This window comes from Rufibacter glacialis, assembly GCF_008271745.1.
Lineage (GTDB): Bacteria > Bacteroidota > Bacteroidia > Cytophagales > Hymenobacteraceae > Nibribacter > Nibribacter glacialis.
In genome coordinates this window covers 598,767-615,751 of the sequence record NZ_VKKZ01000020.1, presented here as the reverse complement: position 1 = coordinate 615,751, position 16,985 = coordinate 598,767, and the positions used below count along the sequence as shown (strand labels likewise).

Below are 16,985 nucleotides of genomic sequence, written 5' to 3'. Positions count from 1 at the left end.
CGTTCTTATTTATTCTTGCTGCGATTCTGATTATTCTTGTTCTGGTTGTTGTTGTTCTTGTACTTCTGGTTGCTTTGTTCCCGTTGGAAGTTGTTTCCAGGGCCCTGCGGCGTTTTAATGGTACTTTCAAACAAATTGCCTTTTTCCAGCAGAGAAGGATCCAGGTCCAGCTCTTTCTTGGAAAGTTCGCGGAGGTTCTCCAGAATGACCTCATCTGTGACGCTGTCCTTGTTGTAGGTGCGGTACAGGACTTTCATCAGTTTCCCGATGGAGATGATGGCGGCTTCCCGTTCCTGCGGATCATTGATCTGCTTGGCTTTGTCAATGAGCCGTTCCAGGTTAGAGCCATAGTGCTTGTAACGGGGCGTCTGCGTAGGGTAATCTACCCGCTGGGGCTTGTCATTCAGGTAGTCCATGGCGCTCAGCTCAAACGGGGCGTCTACGTCCAGTTTGCCGTCAGACATCACAAACAAGTGATTCCAGAGGGTGTGCTGGGCATCCTGGATGTCCTTTACGTTGGGGTTCAGGCGTCCCATCAGGTTCACCAGCAGCTGGGCCAGCTGGTTGCGTTTGGTGCGGTCCTCTACGGTGAGAATGTACTGTACAATGTTCTGAACGTTGCGGCCGTACTCCCGCAGCAAAAGCTCTTGTTTAAATGAGGAACTGGCTACCATGGTGATAGTGTGTGTTGCAAGGTCAAAAGTAAGAATTAAATACGGATGGACATAAGACACCAGACATAAGACACAAGATTTTCCAGGGTGTCATGATTAACTTACCCGTTTTAGGCCTGATTCAGGAAATAAAGCCTAAAACGGGTAGTAAGGGAAGTCTTCTGTCTTATATCTTACGTCTTGAGTCTTCGTTTAGGCGTGTATGCGCAGCTTGGCGAAACTGAGGAGCAGGGTTTTCTCGCCCACCCCTTCAAAGTCAATAATGGCTTTCACAGAGTTTCCCTGGGTGTCCATTTTGGCCACCGTGCCAAACCCGAATTTAGGGTGCTCTACGCGCATACCGGCCTGTAGGTTAGAGGTGTCACTAGGCGTAAAGTCGGCCGGAGGGTTGTAGTTAGGGGCCGCAGACGGCTTCTTCACCGGCGAAACCAGTTGTGAAACCGGCGTTTTCCGCTGCAGTACCTTCTCAAACGTGGGGCGCTCCTCCCCGAATTTGAAGTTGAGGAAGGTTGGGTCTATCTCGTCAATAAACCGGCTTTTCTCGGCGGCCCGCAGGTTCCCCCACTGGTAGCGGCTGGTGGCGTAGGAGAGGGTCAGTTTCTTCTCAGCGCGGGTGATGGCCACGTAGAACAGACGGCGTTCCTCTTCCAGGTCGGCGCGGCTTTGCAGCATCATCTGGCTCGGGAACAGGTTCTCTTCCATGCCCACAATGAACACGTTCCGGAACTCCAAGCCTTTGGCCGAGTGGATGGTCATCATGGTCACGTACTCGCCTTCCTCTTCCTTCTTGGTGTCAGAGTCGGTGAGCAGGGCAATGTCTTGCAGGAACAGCGCCAGCGAATTGTCTTCCTTCTCGGGGTCGTCCACGAACTCTTTGATGGCGTTCAGCAGCTCCTGGATGTTCTCGTACCGGGCTAGCCCCTCTACAGATTTGTCAGCGTATAGGTCGTCTACCAACCCGGAGTGCTTCGCAATATAAGTAGCCGCCTCAAATGCGTCCTTCTGTTCGGCAATAACCGCGAAGCTCTTGATCTTAGTGGCGAAATCATCAATGGCCGCGCCCGCTCTTCCGCCTACCAGTTGGGTGGCGTGACTCACCACTTCCCAGAGGCTGTGGTCGGTTTCATTGGCGGTCACAATCAGTTTCTCAATGGTGGTGTCGCCAATGCCGCGTTTAGGGTAGTTGATCACCCGGCGCAGGGCCTGCTCGTCGTTATGGTTAATGGCCAGGCGCAAATACGAAATCAAATCCTTGATCTCCTTGCGTTGGTAGAACGACAAACCGCCCACAATGCGGTATTTGATGTTCATCTTCCGCAGGGCCTCTTCCATGGCCCGGCTTTGGGCGTTGGTTCTATAAAGGATGGCGAAATCCTCATAGGAGAGGTGCTGGTTCATCTTCTCCTCAAAGATGGCGTGGGCTACCAGTTTACCTTCCTCGTTGTCTGAGCTGGCTTTGATCACGTCAATGAGCTGGCCTTCCTCGTTTTCAGAGAACACGTCTTTGCGCAGCTGGGCCTTGTTGTTCTTGATGACGCTGTTGGCCGCCTTTACAATGTGCTGGGTAGAGCGGTAGTTCTGCTCCAGTTTGAAGACTTCCAGTTCTGGGTAATCACGCTCAAAGTTGAGGATATTCTGGATATCCGCGCCGCGGAAGGCGTAGATACTCTGGGCATCATCCCCTACCACGCAGATGTTGCGGTCTTTCGCCGAAAGTTTGCGGGTGATCAGGTACTGGCTATAGTTGGTATCCTGGTACTCGTCTACCATCACGTACCTGAAAATATGCTGGTATTTGTTCAGCACGTCCACATGGTCTCTGAAGAGCACGTTGGTGTTGAATAGCAAATCGTCAAAGTCCATGGCGCCGGCCTTGAAGCAGCGTTCCGCATAGGTTTTGAAAATCTGGCCTATTTTCGGGCGGAGCGCGGCTTCGTCATCAGCTTGGATGGCCGGGTCGCGCAGGTACTGCGCTACCGAAATGAGTTTGTTTTTGGCCGCCGAGATGCGCCCCAGCACCATGTTGGGCTTGTAGAGCTTGTCATCCAGGTTCATCTCCTTCACAATGTTCCGGATGAGCGTTTTGGAATCATCAGAGTCATAGATGGTGAAGTGGCTGGGATAGCCTATTTTCTGGGCCTCGGCCCGAAGGATACGCGAGAAAACGGAGTGGAAGGTTCCCATCCAAAGGTTCTTGGCCTCGGGGCCCACTACTTTCTCAATCCGGCCCCGCATTTCTTTGGCGGCCTTGTTAGTAAAGGTGAGGGAGAGGATATTGAACGGATCAATCCCTTTCTCCAGCAAATGCGCAATGCGGTAGGTCAGCACCCGGGTTTTGCCGGAGCCCGCCCCGGCAATAATCATACAAGGGCCTTCGGTATTTAAAACAGCGGCTCGCTGTGACTCATTCAGGAGTTTCAGGTAATCCATGCTCACAATAATTCTATCTTCAGGGAGAACACAAAATTACGGAATAAAGTGGCATTATCAGAGGGCATGTTCTGCATTCCTGCTGGTTTGCCTGTAGCGGTTCCAATTATATAACGAGGATGCTTCATTCCTTTAAAATTTAACCCAAAATTCTTTTGGGGCCTGCCTTAACCCGGAGGTCAGGGCCTTGTTGAAGATGGGAAGAAAAGAATAGGGTTATTTCTTACATTTGTTCCTAGGGCAGTGCGCTGGAGAAGGAAGTGCCTGATAATACGAATAGCTCAAAGCAGGGTATTATCGGTCATTTCAGAAAGAATAGATCTCCCATGCCCATAGACAAACAGACAGACCACAACATGATATATTTCAAAAACGATAAAATCATCATTACCTATGATGAGAACCTCAAGTTGGTCCGGACCCAGTGGCAAGACTTTGTCAACAGTGAGGAATACCGGCAAATTCTTGACATTTACCTCCAACTGGTCACAGAACATCCGGTAACCCGATGGATAGGGGACAATACCAACGCGAAAGCCATCAGACCCGCAGACCAGGAATGGACCGCCCGGGAGTGGGCGCCCGAGTTTTCAAGGAGGGGGCAGGTAAAACGGATGGCGGTGATTGTGGCTACTGATATTTTCAACAAGATGGCCGTAGAGAACATGCTTATGAAAGGGGGCGGAGGAGTGGCGTTTGACACCCATTTTTTTGAAAACGAGACAAAAGCCCTGGCTTGGGTTATGGAGGTTTAGGTATTTTGTCCTTTTTGTAAAAAACCTCCACAAAAAAGGCGGTGTTCCTGATTTCTGATATTCTTATTCCTGTTTTTGCGGTCGAACTTAAATAGCGGTACTTTTGTCTTTCTGCTGTAAGAAGAAGCTCATGATAGTACTACAAAACACCGTTCTCTCAGACGACCTAAAAGAAAAGTTCTTTGTCTGCAATCTGGAGAAATGCAAAGGCGCCTGCTGCGTGGAGGGGGATTTAGGTGCCCCGCTGGAACAAGATGAATTGCCTATCCTGGCGGAGGTCTATGCCTACGTAAAGCCATATATGTCAGCAGAAGGCGTAGCCGCCGTGGAAGCGCAGGGTTTATTTGTAGAAGAATTCAACGGCGACTTCAGTACCACCACCATTGGGAACCGCGAGTGCGCATACGCTATCTATGACGAGAACCTTACCCTCAAGTGTGCCATTGAGGCAGCCTACCTGGATGGTAAGATCTCTTGGAAGAAGCCTATTTCCTGCCATCTGTACCCCATCCGAATCACCAAATATGACGGATTTGAGGCCTTGAACTACGACCGCTGGGAAATCTGCAACCCTGCCTGCTCTTTTGGGCAGGAGTTAGGCGTACCAGTTTACAAGTTTCTGCGGGAACCGCTCATCCGGCGCTACGGCCAGGAGTGGTTCCAGGAGTTGGAGGAATTGGTAACGAATGAAGCCTTGGTGAAATAAGCACCTGTCCTGGATAAAAAGCAATTCACCCGTTTGGGGCCTGTTTATTGAAAAACAGGCCCCAAACGGGTGAATTGCTTTTAGGGCTATCGGTTTTTATCCAGGTCGGCCAGCATCTTGCGTGCCAACCCATCTCCTGCCTGGGCAGCCTGTTGGGCCCATAGCCTGGCTTCTTCTCGGTTGCCCTGCGCCTCAGAGAGTATGGCCAGGTTGTACGCTGCTTTGATGGATACCGGAGAAGAGCCGGAAGAGGCCAGGGGCAGAAGCAAAGCAGCGGCTACGGGCCAGTTTCTGGCCTTGATCCATTCAGCAGCCGGCGCCAGATCACCAGTACGGTAGTAGGGGCGATTCACCACTATGTCTTTTGCACTCAAGCGCTGGGCATATATCTGACCATTGGCCTTGGCGGCCGCACTAATGGAAGCACCAGACTGGGCCGGGGAGGGGGTAAGAATAGTGAGGCTTCGGGTATTCTCTGCGGAGAACACGAAGGGGGTGCGGGCAGAAACCAGAGCAGAATCCACTACCAAGCCTTGGCGGTCATACAGTACCCACTGCGCGGAAACCAGAACGGTGTAATGCCATATATAACCTGGGCGCCCTACCTTGGGGTGAACCGGCACCTGGTCGCCTATGGTGACTCCGGTTCTTTGGATGTCTGCCGTCAAAGAATGCAGGGCCAGCACATGCGTGGTTTATTTCTGGAGACACAGTTCCTGCACCACTTCCCGCGAAAGGGGGGACTTCTGCAAAAGGGTTGGGACCCCATCGGCACTGTCTGCCAGGATGGCCTTGGTGATATTTCTTTTAGCTACCTCTTCCTGAACGCTGGCCAAGGCTTGCTGTCTGGCCTTGGAATAAACCGCCTTCGTTTTCTCAGAGGATCCTTTTATAGGGACATTATCCAGAGAGAGTACCAAAAATTGGGCAGGAGCGGAGGCGAAGGAAACCGCTGCTGGTTGCTGCACTTTCATATACAGCTGATCTGTACAACCGGTACACGCCAGTAACAGCCCGGAGAGGCACCATCTAAAAAACGAATGCATTCTTAAAAGGGAGGAGTAACTAAATCCTAGGATAAGAATCTGAAAAGCCCACCAACGGAAAAGCAGCCCGGGTGAGGCTGCTTTTCTGTTGGTGGGTAAAGTGGCAAGCTTCTTACAACTGCGTGAAATCGTAGCTATCCAGGTAGCTGGTGGTGAAGTTTCCGGATTTGAAGCCTTCATCATCCATCATGGCTAAGTGGAACGGAATGGTGGTTTTTACGCCTTCAATCACAAACTCGCTCAAGGCCCGCTTCATCTTCACCAACGCCTCTTCGCGCGTTTGGGCGCTCACAATCAGTTTCGCGATCATGGAGTCATAGTTAGCTGGAATGGTGTAACCCGCATAAACGTGCGTGTCTACGCGTACCCCGTGACCACCTGGAATGTGCAGCACGTTGATCTTGCCGGGGCTAGGGCGGAAGTTGGCCTTAGGATCCTCGGCGTTGATGCGGCACTCAATGGCGTGCATCTGCGGGTAGTAGTTCTTGCCCGAGATAGGGATACCGGCCGCTACTTTGATCTGCTCTTTGATCAGGTCATAGTTCACTACTTCCTCGGTGATGGGGTGCTCCACCTGAATACGGGTGTTCATCTCCATGAAGTAGAAGTCCTTGTGCTTGTCCACCAGGAATTCAATGGTTCCCACGCCTTCATAGTTGATGGCGGCAGCACCGGCAATGGCTGCCTGGCCCATGCGCTCGCGCAGGTCGTCGTCAATAAAAGGAGAGGGGGTTTCTTCAATCAGTTTCTGGTGGCGGCGCTGGATGCTGCAATCCCGCTCAGACAGGTGACATACCTTGCCAAACTGGTCGCCCACGATCTGGATCTCGATGTGACGGGGTTCCTCCACGAATTTCTCCAGGTACATGCCGTCGTTCCCGAAGGCCGCTTTGGCTTCCTGGCGGGCATCGTTCCAGGCTTTGTCAAATTCATCAGCTGATTTGATGATGCGCATCCCGCGCCCACCACCACCAGCGGTGGCTTTGATGATCACCGGGTACTTGATTTTGGCGGCCAGTTTCTTGCCTTGCTCAGCCGACTCTAATAACCCGTCAGAACCTGGAATGGTAGGCACCCCGGCTCTTTTCATGTATTCCTTGGCCGAGGATTTGTCACCCATGGAGTTGATCATCTCTGGGGAGGCGCCAATGAACTTGATGCCGTTTTCAGCGCAGATTCTGGAAAACTCCGCGTTTTCAGACAAGAAACCATAACCAGGATGGATGGCGTCGGCGTTGGTGATCTCCGCGGCGGCAATCAGGTTAGGCATGTTGAGGTAAGAGAGGGCACTAGAGGCAGGCCCAATGCAAACGGCCTCATCCGCGAAACGCACGTGCAGGCTTTCCTTATCGGCGGTAGAGTACACGGCTACCGTCTTGATTCCCATTTCTTTGCACGTTCGGATCACCCTAAGCGCAATCTCGCCACGGTTGGCAATTAGTATTTTTTTGAACATGTTGTCAGATTAGAAGATTTGAAGATTTGGAGATGGGAAGATGATATGATGAAAAAGGAGACACAAATAGTATCTCCATTTCCAAATCATCTAATTTTCAAATATTCAAATTGAATTAGCTAGGGTCTACCAAGAACAGGGGTTGGTCGTATTCCACTGGGGTGGAATTGTCAACCAATACCTTTACAATTCTGCCTGAAACTTCAGATTCAATCTCGTTGAACAGTTTCATGGCTTCAATGATACAGATGACCTGGCCTTTTTTCACCTCGTCGCCCACGTTCACGAACGCTGGTGTTTCTGGGTTGGCTGACCGGTAAAGGGTACCAATCATAGGCGCCTTGATGGTGAGGTATTTGCTGGAGTCATCAGCGGCCGGTTGAGGGGCTGCGGGTGCGGCAGGGGCGGCCTGTGGGGCCGGGGCAGCTGGCAGGGCCTGAGGCGCCTGTGGTGCCTGCGCAGGGCCAGTAGTGTATTTCACTTTCTGGCTGGCTTCCCGTTGCACGGAGATTTTAAACTCCTCGGTCTCAATGTCAACTTTGTTCAGGCCTGATTTCGCGATGAAATCAATCAGTTCTTGGATTTCCTTGGCTTTCATAGTTCTATTTTACTCGTTCGGCGTAGGTATAGGTACGCGTGTCTACCTTGATTTTCTCGTCCTGGCCAATGAACAGGGGCACAGAAATAGTGGCTCCGGTTTCAACAATGGCTGGTTTTAGGGTATTGGTGGCGGTATCTCCTTTGATGCCCGGTTCTGTATACGTGATCACCAGCTCTACATACGTAGGAAGTTCAGCGGTGAGCGGCGTTTCTGTCTCCGCGTGGAACAGGATGGTCACTTCCTGGCCTTCCTTCATCAGGTCAGCGAAAGGCACCATACGCTCTTCCAGGCTTACCTGCTCAAAAGACTCCAGGTCCATGAAATTGTAGCCGTAATCGTCTTTGAAGATGAATTGGTGGGGCCGCTGCTCAACCCGGGCGGTGGTTACTTTCACCCCGGCGGTAAAGGTGTTGTCCAGTACTTTACCGGTTTTGATGTTTCTCAGTTTGGTGCGAACGAAAGCGGGGCCCTTGCCTGGTTTCACGTGCTGAAACTCAGAGATGAGCCATAAGTCGCCGTTGAATTCAATGCAAAGCCCGTTGCGGAAATCAGCGGTTGTTGCCATAGGGTATGGTGTATTTCGGTTTAAAATGTCTACGGGTTTTTCCCGTTTGGACATAAAAAAATTCGGCCAAAGATAGCCGAATTTTTTGATCTATTTTATAAAAGAAGACGAAAAACAGTCTGCTTACTTGGGGTCATACGCCCACTTGAGGTAAATGGAGCCCCAGGTAAATCCACCGCCAAAAGCCGCTAGAACCACATTATCTCCTTTTTTAAGTTGATTTTCATACTCCCACAGGCACAAGGGAATGGTGCCGCTGGTGGTATTGCCATATTTCTGGATGTTGATCATCACCTTCTCAGGGCCTACGCCCATACGGTTGGCCGTAGCGTCAATGATGCGCTTGTTGGCCTGGTGCGGCACAAGCCAGGCAATGTCGTCGGCGGTCAGGTGGTTGCGCTCCATGATCTCGGCAGACACATCGGCCATGCCTTTCACCGCGAACTTGAATACTTGCTGCCCTTCCTGGAACGCGAAGTGCTCGCGGCGGTCAAGCGTCTCCTGCGTGGCCGGACGGCGGCTGCCGCCCGCTTTCTGGTGCAGGAAAGGAACCCCGGACCCATCGGACTTCAGGATGCTGTCCTGCACCCCTAATCCTTCTGTGTTGGGCTCCAGCATGACCGCTCCGCCACCATCTCCGAAGATGATGCAAGTAGCGCGGTCTGTATAGTCTACAATAGCGGACATCTTATCAGCGCCCACGATGATGATTTTCTTGTATTTACCTGTCTCTATGAACTGCGCCCCAGTGGCCAGGGCAAACAGGAAACCAGAGCAAGCAGCCTGCAGGTCATAGCCAAAGGCGTTGACACAGCCGGTTTCAGCAGTGATGATATTGGCCGTAGCCGGGAACACCAGGTCTGGGGTGGTGGTGGCGCAGATGAGCATTTCCACCTCAGCAGGGTCGGTGTTGGTTTTTTTCAGGAGGTCTAACACGGCCGGAATGGCAATGGCCGAGGTGCCCTGGTCTTCCCCCTTCAGGATGCGCCTTTCCTTGATGCCCGTGCGGCTCACGATCCATTCGTCGTTGGTGTCCACCATGGTCTCCAACTCGTGGTTGGTCATCACATACTCTGGGGCATATCCGCTCACACCGGTGATCGCGGCGGTTATTTTGCTCATATCGTTCTGAAGGGTTGTCTGGTGAAGGAGTGCCTGTTAGGCACCAAAGTATTTTCTGAATCTGTCTGAGATATGGGACTCTGCCATTTTGTTGGCCAGGTGCAGCATATTGCAGATAGCAGTAGGGGTGGAGACGCCGTGGCCAATGACCGCGTTCCCGTTCACCCCTAAAATGGGGCTTCCGCCAACCGCCTCATAGTTGAAGCGGTCAAAGAAGGGATCATTGATTTTTTTCTCTACCAGGATGTCATAGATAGACTCAGCCAGTTTCAGAATGACGTTTCCGGTGAAGCCATCGCAAACGATGACATCGGCTTTGTCATTGAACAGGTCGCGGCCTTCAATGTTCCCGATAAAGTTGATGGATTTGTTTTCTTTGAGGAGTTTGTAGGTAGGCTGGGTCACCATGGTGCCTTTGCCTTCTTCCTCTCCCAGGTTCATGAGGCCCACGCGGGGTTTCTCAATGTCCAGCAGGAACTCTGCGCAGATAGAGCCAATTTCTCCAAACTGCTCCAGAATCTCTGGTTTGCAATCGGCAATGGCGCCTACGTCTAACATGACCCCGTACCCGCCAGTGAGTTTGGGCACAAAGCTGGCCAGCGCCGGCCGAAGAATGCCTTCTACCTGTTTCACGCTGAACACGGCCCCCACCAGCATGGCGCCGGTGTTGCCAGCGCTGCAGAAGGCGTCTACTTTCTTAGAGGCCAGCATGCCGTACCCTACCGCAATACTGGAATCAGGTTTCTGGGTAAGGGCTTTAGTAGGGTGTTCACCCATCCCAATGACTTGAGATGCGTGAACAACCTGTACTCTGGAACCAGTGTAGTGGTGCTTTTGAAGGAGGGAATGGATGCGGTCTTCATCTCCTATGAGGAAAATCTCCACCTTATCCTTTAATGTCTCAGCCGCCAAAAGTGCGCCTTCTACAACTGCGTCGGGGGCGAAATCGCCGCCCATTGCATCCAGAGCTATTTTCATGTAAAGCGTGTTTCGTAAATTATCCTACAAGTAACTAAAATAAAGCCTGAACAGGCAAGCTTTATTAGGCAACAGAGGTATAATTTTTGATCGCCACTTTACCGTTGTGGTACAAATCTCCGTCTACCACGTAAGCTCTGTGGTATTGGTGCACCTCCCCGGTGTTAGGGCAGATAGAAATCGCCTTTGGAGTGATTTTGTCGTGCGTTCTTCTCTTATCTCTTCTGGTTTTGGAGATTTTTCGCTTAGGATGTGCCATCGCAGGTAATTATTACAAAATTGGTTATAAACTTATTTTAACTTTTTAAGGGCGGCAAAGCGCGGGTCCACCGGACCGTCTCCGTCCTCGTCGCCATTTTCTTCCTCATCTTCCTCAGAGCCGGTGGAGTAGATCAGCAAGCCTTCAGCTTGTGGGTCATCTTCCAATTCCTGGTCTTCCTCCACAAACCGCGGATGCAGCTTTTTCATGGGGATGGCCAGGCCTATATAATCATAGAGGTGCTGGGCAATGTTGATGTATTGGGTCTCTGGTACAATCTGCAGCACGTTCTCATCCAGTTCCAGGTCTTCGGGCCCAAACCGTGCAAGAAGCGTCTGCTGAACTTCCAGGGGATGCTCAAACTCCTCCAAACTCCGGTCGCAGATCAGACGAACCGTCCCCGTGATGTGGAAATCGAACTGCAAAAGAAGCTCCGACTTGTGCAGCACGACGTCTGCCTTCAAGTTGCCGCCCAGGATCAGCTCCTGCTCAAACAACCCAAAGAAGTTATTATCCAACTCAAACTCGTAGCTGTGGCTCTTGTTGCCCAGCTTCACAAGGTGAATGTCGTATTTCTTAATCTCCTTCACGTTGCCTCTTTTTTTGCAAGTCGCAAAATTAGCAAGAATATCTGAATTATAAAATCCAAATGCCTTTTTTGCGCTGGTTAATAAATACCCATTTTTGGGCTTGTCTTGGGTAAAACAGCACGTTTGTGGGACTAGTTCATTGTGAGGAAGATAGATTCGATTGGATAGGGGTAGTAAAATATAACCATGAAGCCAAGGGTGATTTTGTCAGAAACTACTTCTTTTATCTTCTGAAACTCTTGCTTCCAGTAAAAGCACCTTAATGGGAGTTGAGGTACCTTCATCATGGGAAAATTAGAACCTATGAATCCCGCGAAGTTTATTTCCTCGCGCCCGCGCAGGGTTCATTTTGTTCAGAGTTCACCTGCTGCTTTAAGCATGTTAGTAAAGACTTCCTCGCTGAACCTGAAATTGGTTTCCCTTATCTTCTGAACGATGGGTTTCACAGATGGTATAATGCCTTCTTGTTTGGCTTTGGCAATAAGACCCAACGTACCGGTGAAAGATAAGCCTAACCTTTGTGCTAAGTTACGAGTTTGCAGATCGTCTAGGATCAGCAGGCTGTTTTCTTTTTCAGATCCAAGAGCTATGGCGCTGGCTTCCCCTTTGTCTACCTCCAACTCTAAAAGCCTCTGATATTTCGTATTGGTAACTTCTTCAATAGAAATCCAATCAGGTAAGACGCTGCCGAACTCAGAGGCGATAACGGTGGTGGTAACCACCTGAATGAATAAGTGCCTGAGCAGGATGAGCTCGCCAATCTTGTCTAAAAGAATAAAGCAGCTGGTGTCAGCGATTACTACTCTAGATGGCAGCGGCATCTTGTATTATTTCACTGGCTGGATAATTGAATAGCGAAACATTGAAGTCGCTCAGAATTTCTGCGAAGGCTACTTTAGAAAGACCTGCTAGTTCGGCTGCATGGCCCAGAGACAATTTCCCCGACTCGTACAACTTAGCGGCCAAGAAACGGACCGTCTGCCTTTCATCTAAATCCACGTTCTCTGGCAAGTTTAAAACAACTGTTCTCATATACCTAATATACGCATCTTCTTTGGGGCAATAAGAAGAATAAAAAAGCGTTTTAGAACCGTTCCCCCATAAACAGCCCTAAAACGCTTTCATTCCTTTTTATACCTGGTAAAGGGTTAAACCCCGGCTCTGGCCCGTAGGATATCAATGGCGGCAAACAAGGCCTCCCGGAAAGAGGTCTCATCTGCCTTGTTCTGCCCCGCAATGTCATAGGCGGTGCCGTGGTCAGGCGAGGTGCGCACAATAGGCAAACCAGCCGTGAAGTTCACTCCACGTTCAAAGGCAAGCGTCTTGAACGGGATCAGGCCCTGGTCATGGTAGAGCGCTAGGGTGGCATCAAACTTCTGGAAGCTGCGCGTGCCAAAGAAACCATCGGCGGGGAAAGGCCCGAAAACCAGGTTGCCTTTGTTTTTGAACTGTTCAATGACCGGCAATACGATCTCGGTTTCCTCCGTTCCCAGCAGTCCGTTCTCCCCGGCGTGCGGGTTGAGGCCCAGCACGGCGATCTTGGGCTTCTGAATACTGAAGTCCTTGCGCAGGGAATTGTCCAGGATGGTGAGTTTACGGATGAGCAAGTCTGCAGTAAGGCGGCTGGCTACCTCCTTCAAGGGAATATGCCCGGTCAGGGTGGCTACTCTCAGGCCGTCGGCCACCAGGAACATCAGGCTCTCCGGTGCATTGAAATACGTGGTGAAGAACTCGGTGTGGCCGGGGAATTGGAACCCTTCGCCCTGGGTGTTGTCTTTGTCAATGGGCGCGGTCACCACGGCCTGGATGTGGCCTTCCTTCAGGTCCTGAGCCGCGCGCAGCAAGGCAGCCCGGGCCAGGGCTCCGGTAGCCGGAGATGGTACTCCGGGCGTAAACTCCAGCTCCTCTTCCAGGCAGTTGAGCACGTTCACCTTCTTGGGGTGCAATTGGTCAAAAGCCTGCACCTGATGGAAACTGAAGTTCTCCAGCGCCAGAAGCTTCCGGTACCGGTTCACCACTGAGGCGCTGCCATAGATAATGGGCGTGCAGTAGTGCAACACCCGGTTATCTGCGAGGGCCTTCAACGCTACCTCCAGGCCTATACCGGCAATGTCTCCTATGGTGATCCCTATGCGGGGTTTGGTTTTTTGCTCCATTAATTTAGGCGGTGGCGTAGGAAGAAAGGAAATGGTAGAGCAACCGTACGCTGCTGCCGGTGGCGTGCTTGCCACGGTAAGAGTCTGGGCTCAACAGATAGGCCGTGCCGGCGATGTCCAGGTGCACCCAAGGGTAGTTGGTGAAGAACTCCAGGAACTTACCCGCGGAAATGGCCCCGGCTTCGGCACCGCCGATGTTCTTGAGGTCGGCAATCTCCGATTTCAGGTGCTCGTGGTACTCGTCCCACAGCGGGAACTCCACCAAGCGCTCGTGGGTCATTTCCCCGGCCAGTTTCAGGTCTGTTTTTACCAAATCATCGGCAGTGCCCATCATGACAATGCCTTCGCGGCCCACGGCGCGGGCGGCGGCCCCGGTAAGGGTGGCAATGTCAATGACCAGAGCTGGGTTGTAGCGCTTGGCGAAATGCAGGGCATCGGCTAAGATCAACCGGCCTTCAGCGTCGGTGTTCAGGACTTCCACAGTATGGCCGCTGTGCATGGTGATCACGTCGCCGGGGGCGAATCCTTTGGCACTGATCAGGTTGTCGGTGGCCGGGATCAACCCGATCACGTACTGCGGTACTTTATTTCTGGCCAGGGCTGCCAGGGTACCCGCCACAGCGGCCGCCCCAGACATGTCTGACTTCATGTAGTCCATTGAGTTGGGCGTTGGCTTCAGGCTGAGCCCGCCGGTGTCATACACCACGCCTTTGCCTACTAAAACCACTGGTTGCTCGTTAGCGGCGTTCTCAGGTTTCCACTCCAGAATGATAAACGCGGCCGACTCATCAGAAGCCTGGTTCACGCTTAAAAGGCCGCCCATTTTCAGGGATTGGATCTGCACCTGGTCCAGCACTTCTATTTTAATGTCTGTATCGGCCAGCATTTCCTGGATCTGCTCGCTCAGGAGCGTAGCGGTCTGCAGGTTGGGTGGCGTGTTGATGAGGTCGCGGGTTTGATAGACCGCTTCCAGCAGGTGCGCCAGTTCAGAGACTTGGGTAGTGGAAACGCCCACCCCTGAGATCATCACTGACTGAAGGAGGGGAGGCGTCACCTTCTCGGTTTTATAGCGCTGGAAAGCATAATTGCTCAAGACCAATCCTTCGGCCACGCACAGAGCGGCCTCGCCGTCCGCGCCATCCAGTAGCACTACCCTTTCCACCTTGTCGGCGACCAGGCGTTGGTGCAGGGCGTGGCCCGCTTTGCGCAGGGCTTCCTGGGTGAGGGTTTCTTTGGCCTTAGGCTCCGTCATGACCAGATACAGCTGGTGCGTGAACCGGTTGATGGCCACCAGGGTGCTCTTCAACCCCAGCTGGCGGGTGATGTATTCCTGTTCTTGGGGGGAGAAAAGTTCCTGGGGGAGGTGCTCAGGGCCCGGAACCAAGACGGCGGTGCTGGTATTAGCCGGTAATGTTGCGGCGTAGGTCAGTTCTGTGCGCATAAGATGTGTATCTTTGAGCTGCAATATAGCCCTAACAAACGGAAACCGAAAACCAGTGAAGCCCGTCCAGCCCAAGAAACACCTAGGTCAGCATTTCCTCACCGACCTCAACATCGCCCAGAAAATAGTGGAGGCCTTGCGCCTGCCCAACGGCGTGCAGGAGGTGTTAGAGGTAGGCCCCGGCATGGGCGTGCTCACCCAATACCTGATCCAGCACCCTGCGTACAAAACCACCATCGTGGACATTGACCGCGACTCCATTGCCTGGCTCAACGAGCATTTCCCGCAGTTGGAGGGCCGTGTGCTTTTGGCTGATTTTCTGAAAACCGACCTGAAAACGCTATTCTCCGGACCATTCGCCGTCATCGGGAATTTTCCGTACAACATCTCCAGCCAGATCTTCTTCACCGTGCTGGACCACCGCGACCAGGTGCCCGAGGTGGTGGGCATGATCCAGAAAGAGGTGGCCGAACGCATTGCCGCCCCGCACGGCTCTAAGACCTACGGCATCATGAGCGTGCTCTTGCAGGCCTTCTATACTATTGAGTACCTGTTCACGGTGCACGAGCACGTGTTCAACCCGCCGCCTAAGGTGAAAAGCGCGGTGGTGCGGCTCACGCGCAATGAGGTGACTCATTTGCCCTGCGATGAGAAACTGTTCTTCAAGGTGGTGAAAGCCAGCTTTGCCACCCGCCGCAAAACCTTGCGTAACTGCCTCAAGCCTTTTAACCTTCCCGTAGAGGTAACCCAGGATACCCTGTTTGACAAACGCGCCGAACAGCTTTCCGTGACCGATTTCATCAACCTGACCCTTCTGATCCAGCAGCATGCCGTCTGAAATCACCCGCGAGTTCATTGACCAGATAGAAGACGCCATTGAGCGGCGCGATGCGGAGTTCATTCTCTCCAACATGGAGGAAATGTACCCCGTGGACATCACCACCGTCTTGTACGAGCTCAACACGGAGCAAAGCAAGTACGTGATGGATGTGCTGCCCGCCGAGGTAGGCGCTGAGATCCTCAGTGACCTGGACTCTGACGTGCGCGCCAGTTTCCTGAAGAACTTCACCATTGAGGAGATTGCCCGCTACATAGGCGAGATGGACTCTGATGACGCGGTGGATTTGCTCAACGAGCAGCCCGTACAACGCAAAGAGGAGATCATCGCCCAGCTGGAAGACCAGGAACACGTAGCCGACATCATTGAGTTGTTGCACTATGATGAGGACTGCGCCGGCGGGCTTATGGCCAAAGAGCTGATCAAGGTGAACATCAACTGGCGGGTTGGCCAATGCACCGAGGAGATCAGGCGCCAAGCCGAGAACGTGGAAAAGGTCTATGCCATTTACGTGGTAGACGACCGTGACAAGCTGGTAGGGCGGCTGGGCATGAAAACCCTGTTGCTCTCCAATGACCAGACCCCCATCTCTCAGATCTATGAGGCCGATGTGATTTCCATTGAGTCGTTCAAAAGCGACCAGGAGGTGGCAGCCGTCATGCAGAAATACGACCTGGAGGCCATCCCGGTGGTGAACATCCAGGGGCGGTTGCTGGGCCGCATCACCATTGATGACGTCATTGACGTGATCCAGGAACAGGCCGAGTTGAGCCGCCAACTGATGACGGGTATCACCGAGAACATTGAGGAAGACGACAGCGTGTTCCGGCTCTCCCGGGCGCGGTTGCCCTGGCTTATGGTGGGCATGGTGGGCGGTTTGCTGGGGGCTCGGTTCATCGGGCTCTTTGAGGGGGATATTGCCATCATTCCGGCTTTGGCCATGTTCACGCCGCTTATCACCGCCACCGGCGGAAACGTGGGCATTCAGTCTTCGTCCATCATCATCCAGACCCTGGCGAACAAAACCATCATGTTTGACAACTTCACCTCGCGTATCATCAAGGTGTTGCTGGTGGCGGTCATCAACGGGCTGGTCATGTCTGGGCTGGTGCTGGGCTTCAACATCCTGTTTGGGGTGCAGCTCACCTTATCTTTGGTGGTGGCCGTGGCCTTGTTCAGTGTGGTGTTGCTTTCTTCGTTCATGGGCACCGTTACACCTATGATTCTGGATAAATACGGTGTAAACCCCGCAGTCGCTGCCGGGCCCTTTATCACCACCGCCAATGACTTACTGGGCCTGGGAGTTTATTTCCTGGTGGCGCACCTCTTGTTGAACCTTTGATTTCCGGCTCATTTTCCTGAAATCAC

Annotated in this window: 19 protein-coding genes; 4 read left to right on the top strand and 15 right to left on the bottom strand. The window is 52.4% G+C overall.

The genetic code is table 11. The features are described from left to right. Nucleotides 1-5 precede the first annotated feature (5 nt). Nucleotides 6-674, bottom strand: coding sequence for a DUF4290 domain-containing protein (locus FOE74_RS10865; protein WP_149098616.1), 669 nt, complete (start codon nt 672-674; stop codon nt 6-8). Nucleotides 675-866: 192 nt separating this feature from the next. Next, complete coding sequence (locus FOE74_RS10860; RefSeq protein WP_149098615.1) at nt 867-3,104, bottom strand: ATP-dependent helicase; 2,238 nt, start codon at nt 3,102-3,104, stop codon at nt 867-869. A 326-nt stretch (nt 3,105-3,430) separates the two neighbouring features. Between FOE74_RS10860 and FOE74_RS10855 the strand changes: the two genes are divergently transcribed. Next, nucleotides 3,431-3,859: an STAS/SEC14 domain-containing protein gene (locus FOE74_RS10855; RefSeq protein ID WP_149098614.1), complete on the top strand. Its 429-nt coding sequence runs from the start codon at nt 3,431-3,433 to the stop codon at nt 3,857-3,859. A 130-nt stretch (nt 3,860-3,989) separates the two neighbouring features. After that, nucleotides 3,990-4,565: a DUF3109 family protein gene (locus FOE74_RS10850; protein WP_149098613.1), complete on the top strand. Its 576-nt coding sequence runs from the start codon at nt 3,990-3,992 to the stop codon at nt 4,563-4,565. 86 nt (nt 4,566-4,651) lie between these two features. On the opposite strand, the gene FOE74_RS10845 is transcribed toward FOE74_RS10850, so the two are convergent. From FOE74_RS10845 to FOE74_RS10785, 13 genes are all read right to left on the bottom strand, one after another. After that, complete coding sequence (locus tag FOE74_RS10845; protein ID WP_149098612.1) at nt 4,652-5,251, bottom strand: DUF6340 family protein; 600 nt, start codon at nt 5,249-5,251, stop codon at nt 4,652-4,654. A 9-nt stretch (nt 5,252-5,260) separates the two neighbouring features. Further along, the gene (locus FOE74_RS10840; RefSeq protein ID WP_149098611.1) at nt 5,261-5,539 is read right to left on the bottom strand and encodes a hypothetical protein; all 279 of its coding nucleotides are present in this window, start codon (nt 5,537-5,539) and stop codon (nt 5,261-5,263) included. A gap of 184 nt (nt 5,540-5,723) precedes the next feature. Next, entirely contained in the window at nt 5,724-7,067 is a 1,344-nt protein-coding gene (gene accC, locus FOE74_RS10835; RefSeq protein ID WP_149098610.1) for an acetyl-CoA carboxylase biotin carboxylase subunit, read from the bottom strand. Nucleotides 7,068-7,182: 115 nt separating this feature from the next. Further along, nucleotides 7,183-7,665, bottom strand: coding sequence for an acetyl-CoA carboxylase biotin carboxyl carrier protein (accB, locus tag FOE74_RS10830; RefSeq protein WP_149098609.1), 483 nt, complete (start codon nt 7,663-7,665; stop codon nt 7,183-7,185). Between the two features lie 4 nt (nt 7,666-7,669). Continuing rightward, the gene (efp, locus tag FOE74_RS10825) at nt 7,670-8,233 is read right to left on the bottom strand and encodes an elongation factor P (protein ID WP_149098608.1); all 564 of its coding nucleotides are present in this window, start codon (nt 8,231-8,233) and stop codon (nt 7,670-7,672) included. Between the two features lie 123 nt (nt 8,234-8,356). Next, a complete protein-coding gene (locus tag FOE74_RS10820; RefSeq protein ID WP_149098607.1) occupies nt 8,357-9,355 on the bottom strand; it encodes a beta-ketoacyl-ACP synthase III in 999 nt (332 codons plus the stop codon). A 36-nt stretch (nt 9,356-9,391) separates the two neighbouring features. Continuing rightward, a complete protein-coding gene (plsX, locus tag FOE74_RS10815) occupies nt 9,392-10,333 on the bottom strand; it encodes a phosphate acyltransferase PlsX (protein WP_149098606.1) in 942 nt (313 codons plus the stop codon). Between the two features lie 64 nt (nt 10,334-10,397). Beyond that, nucleotides 10,398-10,592: a 50S ribosomal protein L32 gene (rpmF, locus tag FOE74_RS10810; protein WP_062544815.1), complete on the bottom strand. Its 195-nt coding sequence runs from the start codon at nt 10,590-10,592 to the stop codon at nt 10,398-10,400. 32 nt (nt 10,593-10,624) lie between these two features. Then, a complete protein-coding gene (locus tag FOE74_RS10805) occupies nt 10,625-11,182 on the bottom strand; it encodes a YceD family protein (RefSeq protein WP_149098605.1) in 558 nt (185 codons plus the stop codon). Nucleotides 11,183-11,535: 353 nt separating this feature from the next. Beyond that, the gene (locus FOE74_RS10800) at nt 11,536-12,003 is read right to left on the bottom strand and encodes a DUF3368 domain-containing protein (protein WP_149098604.1); all 468 of its coding nucleotides are present in this window, start codon (nt 12,001-12,003) and stop codon (nt 11,536-11,538) included. After that, nucleotides 11,987-12,214 (bottom strand): UPF0175 family protein, encoded by a 228-nt coding sequence (locus FOE74_RS10795; RefSeq protein WP_149098603.1) that lies wholly within the window; start codon nt 12,212-12,214, stop codon nt 11,987-11,989. The genes FOE74_RS10800 and FOE74_RS10795 overlap by 17 nt, the downstream gene beginning before the upstream one ends. Before the next feature lie 116 nt (nt 12,215-12,330). Then, nucleotides 12,331-13,338, bottom strand: coding sequence for a 4-hydroxythreonine-4-phosphate dehydrogenase PdxA (gene pdxA / locus FOE74_RS10790; RefSeq protein WP_149098602.1), 1,008 nt, complete (start codon nt 13,336-13,338; stop codon nt 12,331-12,333). Between the two features lie 4 nt (nt 13,339-13,342). Continuing rightward, a complete protein-coding gene (locus FOE74_RS10785) occupies nt 13,343-14,779 on the bottom strand; it encodes a leucyl aminopeptidase family protein (protein WP_149098601.1) in 1,437 nt (478 codons plus the stop codon). A gap of 55 nt (nt 14,780-14,834) precedes the next feature. Between FOE74_RS10785 and rsmA the strand changes: the two genes are divergently transcribed. Together rsmA and mgtE are read left to right on the top strand one after the other, a co-directional pair. After that, nucleotides 14,835-15,617, top strand: a complete 783-nt coding sequence (gene rsmA, locus FOE74_RS10780) for a 16S rRNA (adenine(1518)-N(6)/adenine(1519)-N(6))-dimethyltransferase RsmA (protein ID WP_149098600.1) — start codon at nt 14,835-14,837, stop codon at nt 15,615-15,617. Further along, a complete protein-coding gene (mgtE, locus tag FOE74_RS10775) occupies nt 15,607-16,959 on the top strand; it encodes a magnesium transporter (RefSeq protein ID WP_149098599.1) in 1,353 nt (450 codons plus the stop codon). Before rsmA ends, mgtE begins: the two co-directional genes overlap by 11 nt. Nucleotides 16,960-16,985 lie beyond the last annotated feature (26 nt).